Source organism: Pseudomonas monsensis, from assembly GCF_014268495.2.
Classification (GTDB): Bacteria; Pseudomonadota; Gammaproteobacteria; order Pseudomonadales; family Pseudomonadaceae; genus Aquipseudomonas; species Aquipseudomonas monsensis.
The window spans coordinates 4,495,728-4,515,455 of the sequence record NZ_CP077087.1 but is presented as its reverse complement, the minus strand read 5'-3'; the positions used below and the strand labels follow the sequence as shown (position 1 = coordinate 4,515,455).

The 19,728-nt window shown below is 59.7% G+C and carries 13 protein-coding genes; 8 read left to right on the top strand and 5 right to left on the bottom strand.

Features of this window, described 5'->3' with window-relative positions; translation table 11 throughout:
• The first annotated feature begins 47 nt into the window (after positions 1-47).
• From topA to HV782_RS19810, 3 genes are all read left to right on the top strand, one after another.
• A complete protein-coding gene (gene topA / locus HV782_RS19820; protein WP_123461928.1) occupies positions 48-2,678 on the top strand; it encodes a type I DNA topoisomerase in 2,631 nt (876 codons plus the stop codon).
• A gap of 143 nt (positions 2,679-2,821) precedes the next feature.
• Positions 2,822-3,346: a DUF6586 family protein gene (locus HV782_RS19815; protein WP_123461929.1), complete on the top strand. Its 525-nt coding sequence runs from the start codon at positions 2,822-2,824 to the stop codon at positions 3,344-3,346.
• A gap of 106 nt (positions 3,347-3,452) precedes the next feature.
• Positions 3,453-3,686: a hypothetical protein gene (locus HV782_RS19810; protein WP_064392830.1), complete on the top strand. Its 234-nt coding sequence runs from the start codon at positions 3,453-3,455 to the stop codon at positions 3,684-3,686.
• Positions 3,687-3,776: 90 nt separating this feature from the next.
• On the opposite strand, the gene sulA is transcribed toward HV782_RS19810, so the two are convergent.
• Positions 3,777-4,250, bottom strand: coding sequence for an SOS-induced cell division inhibitor SulA (gene sulA / locus HV782_RS19805; RefSeq protein ID WP_123461931.1), 474 nt, complete (start codon positions 4,248-4,250; stop codon positions 3,777-3,779).
• 10 nt (positions 4,251-4,260) lie between these two features.
• A complete protein-coding gene (lexA, locus tag HV782_RS19800) occupies positions 4,261-4,869 on the bottom strand; it encodes a transcriptional repressor LexA (RefSeq protein ID WP_003226590.1) in 609 nt (202 codons plus the stop codon).
• Positions 4,870-5,098: 229 nt separating this feature from the next.
• Here lexA and HV782_RS19795 point away from each other — a divergent pair, with 229 nt between their 5' ends.
• The 4 genes from HV782_RS19795 (at position 5,099) to HV782_RS19780 (ending at position 11,034) form a co-directional block, all read left to right on the top strand.
• The gene (locus HV782_RS19795; RefSeq protein ID WP_186748435.1) at positions 5,099-5,806 is read left to right on the top strand and encodes a TetR/AcrR family transcriptional regulator; all 708 of its coding nucleotides are present in this window, start codon (positions 5,099-5,101) and stop codon (positions 5,804-5,806) included.
• Positions 5,807-5,976: 170 nt separating this feature from the next.
• Positions 5,977-6,975 (top strand): beta-N-acetylhexosaminidase, encoded by a 999-nt coding sequence (gene nagZ, locus HV782_RS19790; protein WP_177490500.1) that lies wholly within the window; start codon positions 5,977-5,979, stop codon positions 6,973-6,975.
• Positions 6,976-6,987: 12 nt separating this feature from the next.
• Positions 6,988-7,725 carry an S-methyl-5'-thioinosine phosphorylase gene (locus HV782_RS19785; RefSeq protein WP_186748433.1) on the top strand — a complete coding sequence of 246 codons (738 nt, stop codon included), beginning with the start codon at positions 6,988-6,990 and terminating at the stop codon, positions 7,723-7,725.
• A 15-nt stretch (positions 7,726-7,740) separates the two neighbouring features.
• Positions 7,741-11,034: a DEAD/DEAH box helicase gene (locus HV782_RS19780; protein WP_186748431.1), complete on the top strand. Its 3,294-nt coding sequence runs from the start codon at positions 7,741-7,743 to the stop codon at positions 11,032-11,034.
• Positions 11,035-11,108: 74 nt separating this feature from the next.
• Here HV782_RS19780 and HV782_RS19775 read toward each other — a convergent pair whose 3' ends face one another.
• From HV782_RS19775 to mfd, 3 genes are read right to left on the bottom strand one after another with little or no spacing between them, the layout of a single operon-like run.
• Positions 11,109-13,799 (bottom strand): DEAD/DEAH box helicase, encoded by a 2,691-nt coding sequence (locus HV782_RS19775; RefSeq protein WP_123461939.1) that lies wholly within the window; start codon positions 13,797-13,799, stop codon positions 11,109-11,111.
• A gap of 11 nt (positions 13,800-13,810) precedes the next feature.
• A complete protein-coding gene (locus HV782_RS19770; RefSeq protein ID WP_186748429.1) occupies positions 13,811-14,377 on the bottom strand; it encodes a CsiV family protein in 567 nt (188 codons plus the stop codon).
• 10 nt (positions 14,378-14,387) lie between these two features.
• Complete coding sequence (gene mfd, locus HV782_RS19765; RefSeq protein WP_123461943.1) at positions 14,388-17,837, bottom strand: transcription-repair coupling factor; 3,450 nt, start codon at positions 17,835-17,837, stop codon at positions 14,388-14,390.
• Between the two features lie 354 nt (positions 17,838-18,191).
• Between mfd and HV782_RS19760 the strand changes: the two genes are divergently transcribed.
• The gene (locus tag HV782_RS19760; RefSeq protein ID WP_123461946.1) at positions 18,192-19,655 is read left to right on the top strand and encodes a glyceraldehyde-3-phosphate dehydrogenase; all 1,464 of its coding nucleotides are present in this window, start codon (positions 18,192-18,194) and stop codon (positions 19,653-19,655) included.
• Positions 19,656-19,728: the final 73 nt, after the last annotated feature.

Sequence of the window (19,728 nt, the reverse complement as noted above, 5' to 3'; positions counted from 1 at the left end):
AGGCGCCAACCGCCTTTCACTTCTAGAATTCAGGAATTTTCTGATCCATGGGCAAATCGCTGGTCATTGTGGAATCCCCGGCTAAGGCCAAGACCATCAACAAGTATCTGGGTAACCAATACGTGGTGAAGTCGAGTATCGGCCATATCCGAGACCTGCCCACCAGCGGTTCGGCTAGCGCCAGCAAAGAGCCAGCCGCCAAGCGTGGCAAGGCCGCTGCAGGCGAAGGTCCGGTGCTCACGCCGAAAGAGAAGGCGCGCAAGCAGTTGGTCTCACGTATGGGTGTCGATCCCGATCATGGCTGGAAGGCCAAGTACGAGATCCTCCCGGGCAAGGAAAAGGTCATCGAAGAGCTGCGCCGGCTCGCCAAGGATGCTGACACCATCTATCTCGCAACCGACTTGGATCGCGAGGGGGAAGCCATTGCCTGGCACCTGCGCGAAGCCATCGGTGGTGACGACAGCCGCTACAAGCGCGTGGTGTTCAACGAAATCACCAAGAAGGCGATTCAGGAGGCCTTCTCCGAGCCCGGCGAGCTGGACATCGACCGTGTGAATGCCCAGCAGGCGCGTCGTTTCCTCGACCGCGTCGTGGGCTACATGGTCTCGCCGCTGCTGTGGGCCAAGATTGCCCGTGGCCTGTCCGCCGGTCGCGTGCAATCGGTTGCCGTGAAGCTGGTGGTCGAGCGCGAGCGCGAAATCCGTGCGTTCAACCCGGAAGAATACTGGGAAGTGCACGCCGACCTTGGCACTGCCAAGGGCTCGACCGTGCGTTTCGAAGTGGCGCGTGAAAAGGGTGAAGCCTTCAAGCCGCTGAATGAAGCACAGGCCACGGCTGCACTGGAGAAACTCAAGTCCTCCAGCTACAGCATCGTCAAGCGCGAAGACAAACCGACCAGCAGCAAGCCGTCGGCACCGTTCATCACGTCCACCCTGCAACAGGCCGCAAGCAACCGCCTGGGCTTTGGCGTGAAGAAAACCATGATGATGGCCCAGCGTCTGTACGAAGCTGGCTACATCACTTATATGCGTACCGACTCGACCAACCTGTCGGCCGATGCCGTGGCGATGGCGCGCACTTACATCGAAGATGAGTTCGGCAAGAAGTACCTGCCGGAAACGCCGAACGTCTACAGCAGCAAGGAAGGCGCACAAGAGGCTCACGAAGCGATTCGTCCGTCCGACGCCAACACCACGCCGAGCAAGCTGGCTGGTATGGAGCGTGATGCTGAGCGTCTGTATGAGCTGATCTGGCGCCAGTTCCTCGCTTGCCAGATGCTGCCGGCGCAATACCTGTCGACCACCGTCAGTGTGGCGGCGGGTGACTTCGAGCTGCGTGCCAAGGGCCGCATCCTCAAGTTCGACGGTTACACCCGCGTTCTGCCGCAGATCGCCAAGCCTGGCGATGACGATGTTCTGCCGGACATGGCGCAAGGCGACGTGATGAAGCTGATCAAGCTCGATCCGTCCCAGCACTTCACCAAGCCGCCGGCGCGTTACTCCGAAGCCAGTCTGGTCAAGGAAATGGAAAAACGCGGCATCGGTCGTCCTTCGACCTACGCAGCGATCATTTCGACCATTCAGGACCGCGGCTATGTGACCCTGCACAACCGTCGTTTCTATTCGGAAAAGATGGGCGACATCGTCACTGAGCGTCTGTCCGAGAGCTTTTCCAACCTCATGGACTACGGCTTCACTGCCGGCATGGAAGAGAACCTCGATGACGTGGCCCAGGGCGAGCGTGACTGGAAAAACGTGTTGGACGAGTTCTATGGCGATTTCAAGAAGAAGCTCGAGGTAGCCGAGAATCCGGACAATGGCATGCGTGCCAATCAGCCGGTCATGACCGACATTCCGTGCACCACGTGCGGCCGTCCGATGCAGATCCGTACCGCCTCGACCGGTGTGTTCCTCGGTTGCTCAGGCTACAGCCTGCCGCCGAAGGAGCGCTGCAAGGCCACCGTCAACCTGGTGCCGGGCGACGAAATTGCTGCGGACGACGAAGGTGAGTCGGAATCGCTGGTGCTGCGTGGCAAGCATCGCTGCCCGATCTGCAGCACGGCGATGGATGCCTATCTGCTCGACGAGAAACGCAAACTGCACATCTGCGGTAACAACCCGGATTGCGCGGGCTACGAGATCGAAGAGGGTAACTACCGCATCAAGGGCTACGAAGGTCCAAGCCTGGAATGCGACAAGTGTGGCAGCGAGATGCAACTCAAGACCGGCCGTTTCGGCAAGTTCTTCGGTTGCACCAACCCGACCTGCAAGAACACCCGCAAACTGCTCAAGAGCGGTGATGCGGCGCCGCCGAAGATGGATCCGGTGAAGATGCCTGAGCTGAAATGCGAAAAGGTCAACGACACCTACATCCTGCGCGACGGTGCTTCCGGTCTGTTCCTCGCGGCCAGTCAGTTCCCGAAAAACCGTGAGACCCGTGCTCCGCTGGTGATTGAAATTCTGCCGCACAAGGACGAAATCGATCCGAAGTACCACTTCCTGTGTGAAGCGCCACAGAAGGACCCTGACGGCCTGCCGGCGGTGATCCGCTACAGCCGCAAGACCAAGGAGCAATACGTGCAGACCGAAGTCGACGGCAAGCCTACCGGCTGGAAAGCGTTCTACGACGGTGGCAAGTGGACCGTTGAAGACAAGCGCACGAAAGCCAAGGCTGAGTAAGCGCCGGTCCGATACACAAAAGGCCGCATGATGACCCTCGGGTTTCATGCGGCCTTTTTGTTTTATGCTTGCGGTCGGCTCCGCTGATCCATGACACTGTCAGGTCTGTGTGACGTAATTATTTCGCTGTGGAGACTGCCGGCATGGCGCACGAACTCTATACCCGCACCAATCAGAAGATCTATTTTGCCGGCTTGTCGCTGGAAGCGCTGGCGCGCGCCGAAGAGGGGCGAGCGATGAACGCGTTGGCGTTGATTCAGGCGGGACGTGAATCCGCGTTATTCCACCTCTATGGCGCGCTGTTGGGTTTATGCCATGAGATTGCCGGGTTCTATCGTTTGCCCCAGGCCAGCGCGCCTCGAGCCGAGGTTTTGCTGACCCGCGAAGTGCTGGAAACGATTGCGATCCCCGAATTGGCCGAGATGATTGAGCTGGCAGGTAATCCGGAAACCTGGCTGGCGAAACTATTGGCGGCGCATTCGGCGCTGTTCCAGCCTCCACGGGTGCCGCACAAGCCCAAGGGCGATGTGACGCAGCCGTTGATTCAGGCCGTTAATCTGGATGAAGAGGAGGCGCCGCAGGAACTGACTCGCGAAGAGCTGGAGAGCTGGCGGCAGAATCTCAAAGGCTTGGCCATTCGTTTTCGCGAAGGATTGAACGAGTGTTGAGGTCGATTGACACGGTGGCAATATGAAACATGCTGCTGGTCAAGATCCCGAGCGAAGCCTGAATGATGTCTATATAATCCCTGCCTTTCGTGGAGAACAGACCTATATGCCAACGTCCTTTCTAGAAATTGTCGAGTTACCAGACGGCCGAATCGAACTGCGCAGGGCTGAGGACGAGGGTTCTCTGGTGACGCTGGATTTCTCCGAGGATGCCAAGACGTTCCTGCAGGGGCAGCATGTCGAGATCGCCAAGGCGATGTTGAGTGTTGGCGTGCAGATGGCGGGTCGGATGATCGAAGGTGAGTTTGATAAAGATGAGGGGCCACGGGTTCTTCATTGATCCCTGCCTGTTTTTGTCGGTACCGCTTCAGATCGGCTTCTCTGTCCCTGGAGAAGCCCTGCGCTCCAAACAGCGCGCGTTGTCAGTGAGTCAACCCAATCGGATGTTCAGGCTTTGAGCGTCGCCCGTGCGTGCAGCGCTGATCAGTTGTTGCCGCGATTGGGCATTCAGCGGGTTGAGCCAGGTCACCACCGTATGACTGCGCGCCAGGCGCAGTGCTTCGCAGGCCAGTTGCTGGGCGCTCTGAGTGCCGCGCGGTTGCAGCAGTAGAATCCGTTCACGATTCAGGCCCGCATCCCGAAGCCATGCCTGGGTCAGGCTGGCCGGTGGCGCAATCAGCGTCAGCCAGCGTGCGTCCTGGTCCTCGCTGAGTTCGCGCAGGATCGGGGCGAGCAGGTTCAGGCAGTTCCCGGCCGCACCGCGCAGTGACAGCTCACTGAATACTTCGGGTTCGGCATTCCAGGGACGCTCGACCACTTCTTTCAGGATCGGCGCCATCGGTTGCGCCAGAAACGCTTCGAATAAAGGCAGTTGTGTTTGCTGAGGTGTGTGTGGGAACTGCATAAAGCCTCCTTTAGCGGCGGATTACGCCGACACTCAAGCCTTCGATCACCAGTTCCTGATCTTTCAGGTCAACTTCGATAGGAGCGAACTCAGGGTTTTCGGCGATCAGCCAGACCTTGCTGCCTTCACGCTTGAAGCGTTTGACGGTCACTTCATCACCGATTCGCGCCACGACAACCTGGCCGTTACGGGCTTCGCGGGTGGTATGAACCGCCAGCAGGTCACCGTCGAAAATACCGATGTCCTTCATGCTCATGCCGTGAACGCGCAGCAGGTAGTCGGCGCGTGGATGGAAGAAGGCAGGGTTGATGTTGCAGGATTCTTCGATGTGCTGCTGGGCGAGAATCGGTGCGCCGGCAGCGACCCGGCCAATGATCGGCAGGGTGGAGTCGTCGGCCTTGGCTTCGAAGCCCGGGATGCGAATGCCGCGGGAAGCGCCAGGCGTCATCTCGATGGCGCCCTTGCGGGCCAGTGCCTTCAGGTGTTCTTCTGCCGCGTTGGGCGACTTGAAGCCCAGCTCCTGAGCGATTTCCGCACGGGTTGGCGGGTAGCCGTTGTCTTCGAGGCAGCGTTTGATAAAGGCCAGAATCTCGGCTTGGCGTGGCGTCAGCTTTAGCATATTGATCGCTCTGTCTTTTTATACAGTGACTGGGATTATATACAGTGAAGCGGTCTTGGCAATGCCCGTTTTTTTACCGGCCGCCAGACGGTCGGCAGGGGTGTTTATTAATGCGATGGGCTTGTGTGGTTAAATAGCTGACCGACCATTCCCAAAACGAACCGGCAGGCTTGACAAGGCACAGGCTGAAACGTATGTTTCAAACAAGTGTTTGTCAGGCGGAGTAGCCATGGCCCAGTCGGAAACCGTTGAACGCATTCTTGATGCTGCCGAGCAGTTGTTCGCGGAGAAAGGTTTCGCTGAAACCTCATTGCGTTTGATCACCAGCAAGGCAGGCGTCAACCTGGCAGCGGTGAACTATCACTTCGGTTCGAAAAAAGCGTTGATCCAGGCGGTGTTCTCGCGTTTTCTCGGGCCGTTCTGCATCAGCCTCGATAAAGAACTGGAGCGGCGTCAGGCCAAGCCTGAAAACAAGCCGACCCTCGAAGAGCTGCTGGAAATCCTTGTCGAACAGGCTCTGGTGGTTCAGCCGCGCAGCGGCAACGACCTGTCGATCTTCATGCGTTTGCTGGGTCTTGCGTTCAGCCAGAGCCAGGGTCACCTGCGGCGTTACCTTGAAGACATGTACGGCAAGGTGTTCCGTCGTTACATGCTGCTGGTCAATGAGTCCGCACCACGGATTCCACCGATCGAGCTGTTCTGGCGCGTGCACTTCATGCTCGGCGCCGCAGCGTTCAGCATGTCCGGTATCAAGGCGCTGCGTGCAATTGCCGAGACCGATTTCGGCGTCAACACCTCCATCGAACAGGTCATGCGCCTGATGGTGCCGTTCCTGGCGGCCGGCATGCGCGCCGAAACCGGTGTCACCGATGCGGCGATGGCCACCGCACAACTGCGTCCGCGCAGCAAATCGACGCCGGTCGCCGCCAAGGTTTGACCGCGCACGGGTGGGCGCAGCAGCTTGTATCCGCTAAGCTAGCCGCCCATGCCGACTCTCGTTCTGAACCCGATTCTGATGAAAACCGCTGACCTGCCGGGCACTGCCCACGGCAGCGATTACATGCGGATCGGGTTTTTCGTTTTCAAGGAATCTCTATGACTGCTGGCCTGCAAGGCTCGTTGATGGTGGACGTCGCCGGTACCTGGCTGACGGCCGAAGATCGCCAATTGTTGCGCCAGCCCGAAGTGGGTGGCCTGATCATTTTTGCCCGCAACATCGAGCATCCACGGCAGGTGCGTGAGCTGAGCGCGGCCATTCGCGCCATTCGCCCGGATCTGTTGCTGGCGGTGGACCAGGAGGGCGGTCGCGTGCAGCGCCTGCGTCAGGGCTTTGTGCGTCTGCCGGCCATGCGCGCCATCGCTGACAATCCGAATGCCGAATACCTCGCCGAGCAATGCGGCTGGATCATGGCCACCGAAGTGCTGGCGGTCGGCCTCGACCTGAGCTTCGCCCCGGTGCTGGATCTGGATTATCAGCGCAGTGCGGTGGTGGGTACCCGTTCGTTCGAAGGTGATCCGGAGCGCGCAGCACTGCTCGCCGGGGCGTTCATTCGCGGTATGAACAGTGCCGGCATGGCCGCCACTGGCAAGCACTTCCCCGGTCATGGTTGGGCCGAAGCCGACTCACACGTTGCGATCCCGAACGACGAGCGCAGCCTCGACGAGATCCGCGCCCATGACCTCGTACCGTTCGCCCGACTCAGCCAACAACTGGCCGCTGTCATGCCGGCCCACGTCATTTATCCGCAAGTGGATTCGCAGCCTGCCGGTTTCTCCCGGCGCTGGTTGCAGGACATCCTGCGTGGCGAGTTGCAGTTTGACGGTGTGATCTTCAGCGACGATCTGTCGATGGCCGGTGCCCATGTCGTGGGCGATGCTGCCAGCCGTATCGAAGCGGCCCTGAGCGCCGGCTGCGACATGGGCCTGGTGTGCAACGACCGTGCGGCGGCCGAACTGGCCCTGAGTGCCGCGCAACGGTTGAAGGTCAAACCTTCTGCCCGCATTGCGCGCATGCGTGGCCAGGCGTTCGCCAGCACCGATTACCGCCAGGATCCGCGCTGGCTCACCGCCATCGGCGCGCTCAAAGACGCTCAACTGATTGATTAAGGACGTTTCCCTATGACGGTATACGCGATCATCGGTGGCACCGGCCTGACCCGGCTCGAAGGCTTGAGCATTCGTCAGTCGCTGGCCGTGGACACGCCTTATGGCGCGCCTTCGGCCGAGGTGCAGGTCGGTGAGTATGCCGGCAAGGAGGTGCTGTTCCTCGCCCGTCACGGCCACCCGCATCGCTTCCCGCCGCACAAGGTCAACTACCGCGCCAACCTGTGGGCGTTGAAGCAGGCCGGGGCTGAAGCGATCATCGCGGTGAATGCCGTAGGCGGGATTCACCCGGCGATGCGCACCGGGCATTTCTGCGTGCCGCATCAGATCGTTGACTACACCAGCGGCCGTGAACACACGTTTTTCGCCGACGATCTCGAACATGTCACCCACATTGACTTCAGCTTCCCCTACAGCGAACCGCTGCGTCAGCAGTTGATTGCCGCAGTGGCCGCCGAGGGTTGCGAATACAGCGATCAAGGTGTGTATGCCTGCACCCAGGGCCCGCGTCTGGAGACTGTGGCCGAAATCGTGCGTCTGGAGCGTGATGGCTGCGACATCGTTGGCATGACCGGCATGCCGGAAGCGGCGCTGGCGCGTGAACTCGAACTGGATTACGCATGTCTGGCGCTGGTGGTCAATCCGGCGGCGGGCAAGTCCACCGCGGTGATCACCATGGCCGAGATCGAACAGGCGTTGCAGGGCGGCATGGGCAAGGTGAAATCAGTGCTGGCACGGGTATTGGCTGGGTGAAAGGCTGACAGCGCCATGACGATAATCATCAGTCAGCTTCACTCGCTGCCATGGACTGAGGCCTTCAACCGTAATGCTTTGGCCAAAGCCCGCGTTTACGCCATCGAGGACCGGATAAAAATCCATTTGGTCGATGACGAGATGATTGAGGCGGCCTGCGCGGGTTCTGAAAGTTACGTTTATCAACAGGTCATCTATCTGGTTAAAGATGAGCAGGAGCGATTCGGCCTGCGATGCTTTTGCTCCTGCCCGGTGGAAATCAACTGTAAGCACAGCGCAGCGGTGCTCTTTCACTTGCAGGATCGCGGGGCTGAAGAGACTGACCGTGATGCCCCGGTTCAGTTGAATAGAGCACTGGAGCACTGGCTTTCCACTATTCCTGTGGCGACCCAGTCTTTTGAAGAGACCTCGCAAGCGGCCAGTACGCGACTGTTTTACAAACTCAAGGCCACGCCGGTTTCGGGTAAATGGCTGGTCGAAATATTCAAGGTCTACCAGCTCAAGAGTGGCGAGCTGCGCGACGTCAAACCGTTGTTTTCGCTATCAGACATGCTGATGCGCCAGCCCGGTTATCTGAACGAACTGGACCTGCGGATTGCCAGGCTGTTGGTGGCCACGCACTCCCATCATGCCTATTACAGCGGCTATCCGCTGGATGGTCGCAGTGGCGCCGAATTGCTCGAAATGTTGTTGAACACGCGGCGCCTGTATCTGGATTTTGAAACATTGCAGCCGCTGACTTCGGGCGCGAGCAGAAGCGCGCAGTTTGCCTGGGCCGAACAAGCCAATGGCAGTTTTCGCCCGCAATGGAGCAGTGATGAAGCGTCAGTGGAAACAGTGCTCGCGCTGGAACCTCTTTATTACCTGGATCGAGAGCGGCAACAAATCGGCCCGCTATGCAGCGAGTTCGATGAAAAGCTCGCCTGTCATCTAGCATTGGCGCCGGAGATTCCGGCACGTCAGGCCATGCAGTTCAGCCATCGAATGAGTGTGGCTACTCAGGTCGCCCCACCGCACAAGTTGACGGAGCGGATCATCGACGATGTTTTGCCCAAGGCTCATCTGACCCTCGCCAGCGGCAAGCGATACACTCGCTGGCAGTACGAGCCGGAGCACCGAGCCGCTTTGCTGTTCACCTACGGCGGTCTTCCCGTACAGGATCGCAACCCGGAGGTGGTGGTTCTTTCGGGCGTTGAAACCCAGCGGATTCAGCGTCAGCCCGCCGCCGAAAAAGCCCTGCGTCAGCAATTGCAGAAACACGGCTTCAAAAAGGCCACGCGCAAAAGCAGCGTTGATCATCCGGGTGAGCGGTTTGATCTGCCCGATGATTCAGCCTGGCTCACATTTGCTCAGAATGGCATTCCCGCGCTGCGTGAAGCAGGCTGGCAGATTGACGTCAGCCATAACTTTCATTTCAACGTGGAGAAAGTCGAGCACTGGTACGCCGAGGTTGAGGAAGAGTCGGGGCGGCAGTGGTTTGATCTGCAGTTAGGGATTGTCGTCAACGGTGAGCGCCACAGCCTGCTGCCGATTTTTCTGCACCTGTTACGCGCCCAGCCGATGCTTCTCGATCCAGCCAACCTCGCTCAGCGCGGTGATGATGAGTTGCTGTTGGTCGAGTTGGGTGCCGGGCGCTTCAGCGCCAACATCAGTGGCAAAGTCGCCCTGCCTTTTGGTCGGGTCAAACCGTTGCTGGCCACACTCAGCGAGTTGTATCTGGGCAATCATCATGGCGATAAGTTGCGCTTGAGTGCTCCCGATGCAGCACGCCTGAGTTTGCTGGAAGGTGTATCGCTGGAATGGCAGGGCGGCGAACGGTTGCGCAATTTTGCCCGGCGCCTGCGTGAATCCACTTACACGCAAGTCGTAGCACCGCTCGGTCTCAATGCGCAGATGCGACCCTATCAGCTCGAAGGCTTGAGCTGGATGCAAACCCTGCGTGAGCTGGAGGTTGGCGGTATCCTCGGCGATGACATGGGGCTGGGTAAAACGCTGCAAACCCTGGCGCACCTGTTGACGGAAAAGCAGGCGGGGCGGCTTGATTGTCCTGCGCTGGCGGTAATGCCCACCAGTCTGATCCCTAACTGGCTGGACGAGGCGTTGCGTTTTACGCCGCAGTTGAGGGTGCTGGCGCTACATGGCGCGGGGCGGAAAAAAGACTTCGCCAGTTTTGCCGAATACGATCTGGTGTTGACCACTTACGCTTTGTTGCCGAGGGACCTTGAGGTTCTGCAGCCGCAGTTCTGGAGCGTGCTGATTCTCGATGAGGCGCAGAACATCAAGAATCCGGTCAGTAAGGCTGCTCAAGCCGCACGTGATTTGCAAGCCCGGCAGCGCTTGTGTTTGAGCGGCACCCCAATGGAAAACCACTTGGGCGAGTTGTGGTCGCAGTTCCACTTCTTGATGCCCGGTTGGCTGGGTGACAGTAAAGCGTTCAATCGTGATTACCGTACACCGATTGAAAAACACGGCAACGCCGAGCGCATGCGGCATCTGACGGCGCGAATAAAGCCGTTCTTGCTGCGACGCAAAAAGGACCAGGTGGCGACCGAGTTGCCACCGAAAACCGAAATTGTGCATTGGGTCGATCTCAGCGACGGTCAACGCGACGTGTATGAAACGGTTCGCGTGGCGATGGACAAAAAAGTCCGCGACGAAATTGCCCGCAGTGGTGTGGCACGCAGTCAGATCATCATTCTTGATGCCTTGCTCAAGCTGCGTCAGGTCTGTTGCGACTTGCGCTTGATCAATATGCCGCTGACTGCGAAGGCGCTGCGTTCGGGGAGTGGAAAGCTGCTCAGTTTGATGGAGATGCTTGAAGAGCTGATTGGCGAGGGTCGCAGGATCCTGCTGTTCTCCCAGTTCACGTCGATGCTGGCTTTGATCGAGCAAGAGTTGCAGCAACGTGAAGTCAGCTATTCGCTGCTGACCGGTGAAACCGCAGATCGGCGCACGCCAGTGAAAGACTTCCAGAGCGGCAAGGTGTCGCTGTTTCTGATCAGTCTGAAGGCCGGGGGCACAGGTTTGAACCTGACTGCGGCAGACACGGTGATCCACTTCGACCCTTGGTGGAACCCGGCAGTGGAGAATCAGGCCACCGATCGCGCGTATCGAATCGGGCAAAACAACCCGGTATTCGTTTACAAGCTGATTGCCCGCGGCACGGTAGAGGAAAAAATCCAGGCACTGCAGCAGGAAAAGGCTGCGCTGGCCGGGGCGGTGCTGGAAGGTGGCACGACAGGTGGGTTCAAGCTGGAGCAGACTGACATTGAGGCGCTGTTTGCGCCGCTGCCGGTTTCCACGGGTTGATGGTTTAAGCCTGGGCTCGATATCTGAGGGCCCCATCGCTGGCAATTTGTCTGAAAAGCGCATCTCAGCGCATCTCAGCGCTTGTCGAGCTTATCCGGCAACGGCGCAAACAGCGCTTCAATATCATCACTCTGCAGTTTCCAGTCCCCGGCCTTGCGTCCATCCAGCACGCCCGCTGCCAAGTCGGATTTTTCCTTCTGCAGGTGCTGAATTTTCTCTTCCACCGTGCCCCGGGCAATCATCTTGTAGACGAACACCGGTTTCTCCTGGCCGATCCGATACGCACGGTCAGTGGCCTGATTCTCGGTCGCCGGGTTCCACCATGGGTCGTAGTGAATCACTGTATCCGCTTCGGTCAGGTTCAATCCCACGCCGCCGGCCTTCAGGCTGATCAGAAAGATCTGACGATTGCCGCTCTGGAACTCCTTCACCGGTGTGCGTCGGTCCCGGGTCTGACCGGTCAGCAGCGCATAGGCGATCTTGCGTTTTTTCAGTTCCTCTTCGATCAATGACAGCATCGAGGTGAACTGCGAAAACAGCAGTATCCGCCGACCTTCCTCAAACAGCTCCTCGAGCATTTCCATCAGGCTGTCGAGCTTGCCCGACGTGCTGCCGCGAGCGGGCAGGGTGGCGTCGTTGACCAGGCGCAGGTCGCAGCAGACCTGACGCAATTTCAGCAGTGCTTCCAGAATGATGATCTGACTGCGCGCCACGCCTTTGCGCGTGATTTCATCGCGGACCTTCTTGTCCATCGCCAGGCGCATGGTTTCGTACACATCGCGCTGCGCTTCGTTGAGGTCGACCCAATGGATGATCTCGGTTTTCGGTGGCAACTCGGTGGCCACCTGTTCTTTGGTGCGGCGCAGCAGAAACGGTTTTATCCGGCCGTTGAGGTGCTGAAGCCTGACTTCGCTGCCGCGTTTTTCAATCGGCACGCGGTAGTCGGCGTTGAAGCTTTTGACGTCGCCAAGCCAGCCGGGCAGCAGGAAGTGGAACAGCGACCATAGCTCACCCAGATGGTTTTCCAGCGGCGTACCGCTGAGGCACAGACGCTGCCGCGCATTCAGCTCTCGCGCCGCTTGGGCGGCTTTGCTGTTCGGGTTCTTGATGTACTGCGCTTCATCCAGCACCAACACATGCAGGGGTTGCCTGGCCAGGCGCTCGACATCCTTGGGCAGCAATGCGTAGGTGGTGAGGATCAGGTCGAAGTCAGCGAGGTGGTCAAAGTGCTTTTTGCGGCCGGCACCGTACAGCGCCACCACTTTCAGTTGCGGGGTGAAGTGCGCCGCTTCATCGAGCCAGTTGGGAATCAGGCTGGTGGGCATGACCACCATGCACGGCCGGTCAAGGCGTCCGGCGTTTTTTTCGCTGAGAATGTGCGCCAGCGTTTGCAGGGTTTTGCCCAGTCCCATGTCGTCCGCCAGAATCCCGCCAACTTGCAGCTGTCGCAGCGATTGCATCCAGCTCAAGCCTTCGAGCTGGTACGGCCGCAACGTCGCGTTCAGCCCCTGCGGCGCATCGGCGCTGAAATCGCGAATGTCGCGCAGGCGCTGAGCAAACGTACGGATCTGCTCACCGCCCTCCCACAGCAGCGGAATGCCTTCCAGCGAATTGAGACGCGTGGCATCGGCCTTGCTCAGGCGCAGGGTGGTTTCCCCCGGCTCCTGGAGATAAAACTCGCCGAGGGTCGTCAGCACCGGTTTCAGTCGGCCCAGCGGTAGCGCCACCTGCAATGGCCCGTGCTCGCTGTTGCGCTGCGGAATATTCACCAGAATCAGTTCGTCATCGCGCCGGCGCGCCAGGCGTTCCGGGTTGAGGATTTCCGTGTGCGAGCGCATCAGGTTGAGCAGGATCGGCAGCAGGCTCAAGCGTTCACCGTTGACGATGATGCCCAGTTCCAGATCGAACCAGTCGCGTTCCGGTGCCTGTTCGACGGTGGCGTACCAGTCATCCACGGCCGTCAGGTCGAAGCCGAACTCTTCGTCGATCTGCAATTCCCAGCCCTGCGTGCGCAGCTTCGGCAGATCATTGAGGGTGAAGGTCAGCCAGGCACTGTCGTTGACCATCTCATACAGCTCGCCGGCGCTTTCCGGCAGGGCTTTGCTCTGGCGGGTGGCAATACGAAAGCCGAGGATTCGTAACTGTTCGCGGTAGGACTGTTCGACGTCCGGGTGGCGTTTTATCCGTAATGTCTGGCTTTCCTGACGTATCAGGATGTCGCTGTTTTTCTGTCCGCTGACGTATTCGTCGAGATAGCTGAACGACAGCGCCGCGCGGTGCTGAATGTAGCGCTGCATCTTGCCGTTGCGCGGTTCGAAAGCGCTGAATTCGACACTGGCCAGCCACAGGCGCGGGACCGGCTGAACGTTATCCACCAGCACTTGCGGCGGGGCTTTCGGGCTGCGGTTTTCCAGCACGGCCTGGAGTTTTTCCAATAGTTCGGCGTCTTTGGCGGCAGCCGGGTATTCGAGGGTTTCCTGCACTTGCAGCAGCACCGCTGCGCAATGCTTGCAGTTGCTGCGAACCGGGCAGGTGCACGCGGCCTCCACCAGCAGCAAGGTGCCTTTGGCCGACTCGCGCAGCGTAATGGTCTGACGGTAGACATTGCCGCCAGAGCCTTCGCAACTGGCGGTGATGGTCGCATCGCCGACCTGGGCGATACGGACCCGGTTCTCCAGGGCGTAGCGACGGCCACGCTCCAGGCTCTGTTCCTTGAATCGGCTGACCCAGGAGGGTGCCAACGGTTTACTCAGGGGCGGGGGCATAAGGACTTCGATCAGTCCGGAATGGCTTCAGGCGCTTCCCGCGGCGCCGGCGCCGTCAGGGAAGTGATCTTGATCAGCAGGGCCAAGTGGCCGTTGTCGAGATAGTTGAGTTGGCCGTTCTTGGTGTGGCTGTCCTGCTTCAGGCGTTCGCTGGCGGTGACCATGCCGTTGGCGTCGATCTGGTTGACCCAGAAGTCGGCATTCACATCGGTGAAGCGTCCCAGCTTCATTTCCAGCGTGCCCTCGATCGGGAACTGGCCGAACCGTTCCTTGCCGTCGCTGACGGCCACCTTGGTCGGCGTCTCGCCGAGGGTCTGTTGCCAGGCCTTGTGCAGCAGCACACTGTAATCGCCGCTGGCAGTGAGTTTGTTGGCCACTTCATTCAGCGCGGGTGTGCGCTGGCTGTCGTCGCCCAGACGCTGGGCGCCGGCGGCCCAGTCTTCCGGGGCGGCGCGGCTGACGATCGCCGGCACCGCGTTCTGGCGGACCAGAATCATCTCGACCATATAGGTGTCATCGGCAAACGCCGTGGGTGCGACCAGAGTCAGCAGCAAGGTCAGCGAACGAAACAGGCGCATTGGGCGTCCTTCAAGCAGTTTTCGGGATGAGGCGCTCGAACAGCGCCTCTACAGTATTAAAGCGCTCTTCCGCGCGCTCCATCGGCACCTGGAACTTGAACATCGTGGCGCCTTCGAATTTGTAGCGTTTTGGCTGGCTCTGGATCAGTTTGATCAACGTCATCGGGTCGACCGGCGTCTGCGCGGCGAACTCGATACGTCCGCCCTGCGGCCCGCCATCGACCTTTTTGATGCCCAACTGTTCGGCCTGCAATTTCAAGGCAGTGATGCGCACCAGGTTCTTGGTCGGCTCCGGCAGCAGGCCGAAGCGGTCGATCATCTCGACCTGCAGATCCTTCAGGCCCTCTTCGTCGGTGGCCGAGGCAATGCGCTTGTACAGAATCAGGCGCGCATGCACATCCGGCAGGTAGTCTTCCGGAATCAGTGCCGGCACCCGCAGGTTGACCTCCGGGCCACCGCCGAGCGGTTGATCGAGGTTCGGCTGCTCGCCCTTGCGGATCGACTTCACCGCACGCTCCAGCATCTCCATATACAGCGTGAAGCCCACGGCCTGGATCTGGCCGCTCTGGCCATCGCCGAGCAATTCACCGGCGCCACGGATTTCCAGGTCGTTAGTGGCCAGCACGAAACCGGCGCCAAGGTCCTGGGTATTGGCAATCGCCTCCAGACGCTTTTCCGCATCCGCGGTGATTTGCTGGCGCGGCGGGGTCAGCAGGTAAGCGTACGCCTGGTGGTGACTGCGACCGACGCGACCGCGCAACTGGTGCAGTTGCGCCAGGCCGAATTTGTCGGCGCGCTCGATGATGATGGTGTTGGCGCTCGGCACGTCGATGCCGGTCTCGATGATGGTCGAGGCGATCAGCACGTTGAAGCGCTTGTGATAGAAGTCGCTCATCACCTGTTCGAGTTCGCGTTCGCGCATCTGCCCGTGACCGATGCCGATCCGTGCTTCTGGCACCAGTTCGGCGAGATCTGCCGCGCACTTTTCAATGGTCTTCACGTCGTTGTGCAGGTAGTAAACCTGTCCGCCGCGCAGCAGTTCACGCAGCAGGGCTTCTTTGACCGTGCTCTTGTTCTGCTCCATGACGAAGGTGCGCACCGATAGGCGTCGTGCCGGCGGCGTGGCGATGATCGACAGGTCGCGCATGCCCGACACCGCCATGTTCAGCGTGCGCGGAATCGGCGTGGCGGTCAGGGTGAGGATGTCGACTTCGCTGCGCAGGGCCTTGAGCTGTTCTTTCTGGCGCACGCCGAAACGGTGCTCTTCGTCGATGATCACCAGCCCGAGGTTTTTGATCTTGACGTCGTCCTGCAGCAATTTGTGCGTGCCGATGACGATGTCGATCTTGCCTTCGGCCAGATCGGCGACGGCGGCGTTCACTTCCTTGGCCGATTTGAAGCGGCTCATCACTTCCACGGTCACCGGCCAGTCGGCGAAGCGGTCGCGGAAGCTGTTGTAGTGTTGCTGGGCGAGCAGGGTGGTCGGCACCAGAATCGCCACCTGCCGACCACCATGCACGGCGATGAACGCGGCACGCATGGCCACTTCGGTCTTGCCGAAACCGACGTCGCCGCAGACCAGTCGATCCATCGGTTTTGGTGCGAGCATGTCTTCGCGCACGGCCTCGATGGTGGATTGCTGATCCGGGGTTTCTTCGAACGGGAAGCCGGCGCTGAACGTCGCGTAATCGGCTTTCGGGTCGGCGAACGCATAACCTTCGCGAGCGGCACGGCGGGCGTAGATGTCGAGCAGTTCGGCGGCGACGTCGCGCACCTGCTCAGCCGCCTTGCGCTTGGCTTTCTGCCAGGTTTCGGAGCCGAGGCGATGCAGCGGCGCCAGGGAGTCGTCACTGCCGGTGTAACGCGCGATCAGGTGCAGGTTGGCCACCGGCACGTAGAGCTTGGCGTTCTCGGCGTATTCGAGGGTGAGGAATTCCGCGGCCTGATTGTCGATTTCCAGAATCGTCAGGCCCAGATAGCGCCCGACACCGTGATCGATGTGCACCACCGGCGCGCCTTCGCGCAGTTCGGTGAGGTTTTTGATCACTGCATCGTTGGCGACATCGCTGCGCTTCTCGCGGCGGCGCCGCTGCATGACCCGCTGACCGAACAGCGGGCTTTCCGCGACCAGCGCCAGCGCCGGGTCGTCGAGCATCAGACCCTCGTCAAGCGGGGCAATGGTGATCGCCAGGCGGTCTTTGCCCGCGACGAAGTCCGGCCAGCTGTCGACGGTTTTCGGCCGCAGCTTGAGGCGTTCCAGCAGCTCCAGCAGCACTTCGCGCCGGCCCGCGGATTCGGCGGTGAACAGCACGCGCCCAGGGAATTCGTCGAGGAATGCCGAAAGCGCGGCCAGCGGTTGCGTGGCCTTGGCTTCGATCGCCAGATTTGGCAGGGATTGCGCCGGGAAGCGCTCACGGCCGACGCCGGTGTCCACATCCTGTTGACTGGCCACCACGCGCGGCCAGTTCTTCAGGCGGGCGAAGCAGTCTTCCACCGGCAGGAACAGCTCTGCCGGTGGCAATAAAGGACGCGATGGATCGACGCGGCGCTCTTCATAGCGATTGCGCACGTCGTTCCAGAAATTTTCCGCCGCTTGCTCGATGCCCGGCAGCGAGAACACCTGAGTGTCCTGGGGCAGGTAATCGAACAGGGTCGAGGTTTCGTCAAAGAACAGCGGCAGGTAGTACTCGATACCGGCCGGAGTAATCCCGCTGCTCAGGTCCTGGAAGATCGGGCAGCGACGGAAGTCGACATCGAAGCGTTCGCGGAAACGCGCCTTGAAGCGGGTGACCGCATCTTTCTGCAGCGGAAACTCACGGGCCGGCAGCAGCTTGACTGAATCGACCTTGTCGATGGAACGCTGGTTTTCCGGATCGAAGGTCCGCAGGGTTTCGATTTCGTCGTCGAACAGGTCGATGCGGTAGGGCAGCTTGCTGCCCATCGGGAACAGGTCGATCAGCGCGCCGCGCACGGTGAACTCGCCGTGCTCGTAGACCGTGTCGACGTAGCGATAGCCGCTGGCTTCGAGCCGCGCGCGCATCTGCTCGACATCGAGTTTCTGCCCGACATCCAGCACCAGGCTGCTGCCGAGCAGGAATTTGGTCGGCGCCAGTCGATGCAGGGCGGTGGTGATCGGTACCACCAGCACGCCATGCGCCAGTTCCGGCAGTCTATAAAGGCTGGCGATACGCTGGGAAATGATGTCCTGGTGCGGCGAGAACAGGTCGTAGGGCAGGGTTTCCCAGTCGGGAAAATGCAGAACGGGCAAATCCGGGGCGAAGAAACTCAGCTCCTGTTCCAGCCGTTCGGCACTCTGGCTGTCGGCGGTCAGTAGCAGGGTGAAGCGCTTGGCAGCGCTGGCAGCCTCGGCAATCGCGAGACTCAGGGCAGCACCGGGCAGATTGCCCCAGTGCTGTTTACCTGCCGCAGCAGGGAGAAGCGGTAGACGCAGAACAGGCACGGAAGGTTGAGCTCCAGGCGTTGCGACAAAGTCGGTAATTGTAGCGGCGTCGGGTGCCGCCTGTCAGTTGCAGACTACGTCTATCTTCGTTGTTTGCGCGAAATGTAGTGGTAACCATAAAAACGAGCACTTTTTTCAGGGTTATGTAGTGCCGAAATCGGATGGTGTTACGGAGGGTTACAGACATCGTCTAACAGTAGTCGAAAAATTGACTGCGCTGGAGGCCCCGGTTTTACTGGGCTCGCGGAGGGTGTGATTTTTTTGGAGGAAATTTTGTTACCGATTGCGCGACAAGCGCGCATTGCTGAAAGAGGTTGTCGGCGGCATAATGTAGCCCCTTTTTTCTGCCCCTACATGTGGAAGGTTACCGTGACTCAGAAGCCCGACCAGTGTCTTGGTGAATGGATCGACCGTGAAGCACTCGCAGAAGCGATGATTCCGCTTATCGGTCAGCTCTACCGCAATAACAACGTGGTGAGCTCGATCTATGGCCGCAGCCTGATCAACCAGTCTGTCATCGCGATTCTCAAAGCTCACCGCTTTGCGCGCCACCGCTCTTCCGACGACAGCGAACTCTCCGTCCACGAAACATTCCCACTGCTCAAAGCCATGAGCGAGCTCAAGCTCGGCGCGGCTTCGGTAGACCTGGGCAAGTTGGCGTTCAAATTCCGCAGCGAAGGCAATGGCCGCAGCGCCGAGCAGTTCGTGCGTGAAGAACTGGCTGACGTGGTTGGCCAGCAAAACGCTTCGGCCCGCAAAGGCACTGACGTTGTGCTGTACGGCTTCGGTCGTATCGGCCGTCTGCTGGCTCGCATCCTGATCGAGAAAACCGGTGGTGGCGACGGTCTGCGTCTGCGTGCCATCGTCGTGCGCAAAGGCGCCGACAACGACCTGACCAAACGCGCCAGCCTGCTGCGTCGCGATTCGGTGCACGGTCCGTTCAACGGCACCATCGTCATCGACGAAGAAAACAACACCATCACCGCCAACGGTAACCTGATCCAGGTGATCTACGCGAAGAACCCGACCGAGGTGGATTACACCCAGTACGGGATCAAAGACGCGCTGCTGGTGGACAACACCGGTGTATGGCGTGACGCCGATGGCCTGGGTCAGCACCTGCAATGCCCGGGTGTCGCTCGCGTTGTTCTGACCGCGCCTGGCAAAGGCAAGCTGAAGAACATCGTTCACGGTATCAACCACAACGAAATCACTGCTGACGACAAGATCGTGTCCGCCGCTTCCTGCACCACCAACGCCATCGTGCCGGTGCTGAAGGCGGTGAATGACAAGTTCGGCATCATCAACGGTCACGTCGAAACCGTTCACTCGTACACCAACGACCAGAACCTGATCGACAACTTCCACAAGGGCGATCGTCGTGGCCGTAGCGCCGCGCTGAACATGGTAATCACCGAGACCGGTGCTGCCACCGCTGCTGCCAAGGCCCTGCCTGAGCTGGCCGGCAAGCTGACCGGTAACGCGATCCGCGTTCCGACGCCAAACGTGTCGATGGCCATTCTCAACCTGAACCTTGAGAAAGCCGCCACCCGTGAAGAGATGAACGAGTACCTGCGCTACATGGCGCTGCACTCCGATCTGCACAAGCAAATCGACTTCGTCAACTCGCAGGAAGTGGTGTCCACCGACTTCGTGGGTTCGCGTCACGCCGGTGTGGTCGACGCTGAAGCGACCATCGTTCAGGACAACCGCGTTGTACTGTACGTCTGGTACGACAACGAGTTCGGCTACAGCTGCCAGGTGGTTCGCGTGATGGAAGACATGGCCGGTGTAAACCCGCCAGCGTTCCCGCGCTAAGCACTCGTTGCAAATGAAAACGCCCCGACTTAGGTCGGGGCGTTTTTGTTTGTGTGGCTGGATCAATCTCTAT

Excerpts from the sequence above, each read along its gene's own strand:
- sulA (WP_123461931.1), bottom strand. The coding sequence starts at position 4,250 with ATGCAGTTCCCACACACACCTCAGCAAACACAACTGCCTTTATTCGAA.
- HV782_RS19795 (WP_186748435.1), top strand. The coding sequence starts at position 5,099 with ATGGCCCAGTCGGAAACCGTTGAACGCATTCTTGATGCTGCCGAGCAG.
- HV782_RS19810 (WP_064392830.1), top strand. The coding sequence starts at position 3,453 with ATGCCAACGTCCTTTCTAGAAATTGTCGAGTTACCAGACGGCCGAATC.
- HV782_RS19760 (WP_123461946.1), top strand. The coding sequence starts at position 18,192 with ATGTGGAAGGTTACCGTGACTCAGAAGCCCGACCAGTGTCTTGGTGAA.
- lexA (WP_003226590.1), bottom strand. The coding sequence starts at position 4,869 with ATGCTAAAGCTGACGCCACGCCAAGCCGAGATTCTGGCCTTTATCAAA.
- HV782_RS19780 (WP_186748431.1), top strand. The coding sequence starts at position 7,741 with ATGACGATAATCATCAGTCAGCTTCACTCGCTGCCATGGACTGAGGCC.
- HV782_RS19785 (WP_186748433.1), top strand. The coding sequence starts at position 6,988 with ATGACGGTATACGCGATCATCGGTGGCACCGGCCTGACCCGGCTCGAA.
- HV782_RS19775 (WP_123461939.1), bottom strand. The coding sequence starts at position 13,799 with ATGCCCCCGCCCCTGAGTAAACCGTTGGCACCCTCCTGGGTCAGCCGA.
- HV782_RS19815 (WP_123461929.1), top strand. The coding sequence starts at position 2,822 with ATGGCGCACGAACTCTATACCCGCACCAATCAGAAGATCTATTTTGCC.
- topA (WP_123461928.1), top strand. The coding sequence starts at position 48 with ATGGGCAAATCGCTGGTCATTGTGGAATCCCCGGCTAAGGCCAAGACC.
- HV782_RS19770 (WP_186748429.1), bottom strand. The coding sequence starts at position 14,377 with ATGCGCCTGTTTCGTTCGCTGACCTTGCTGCTGACTCTGGTCGCACCC.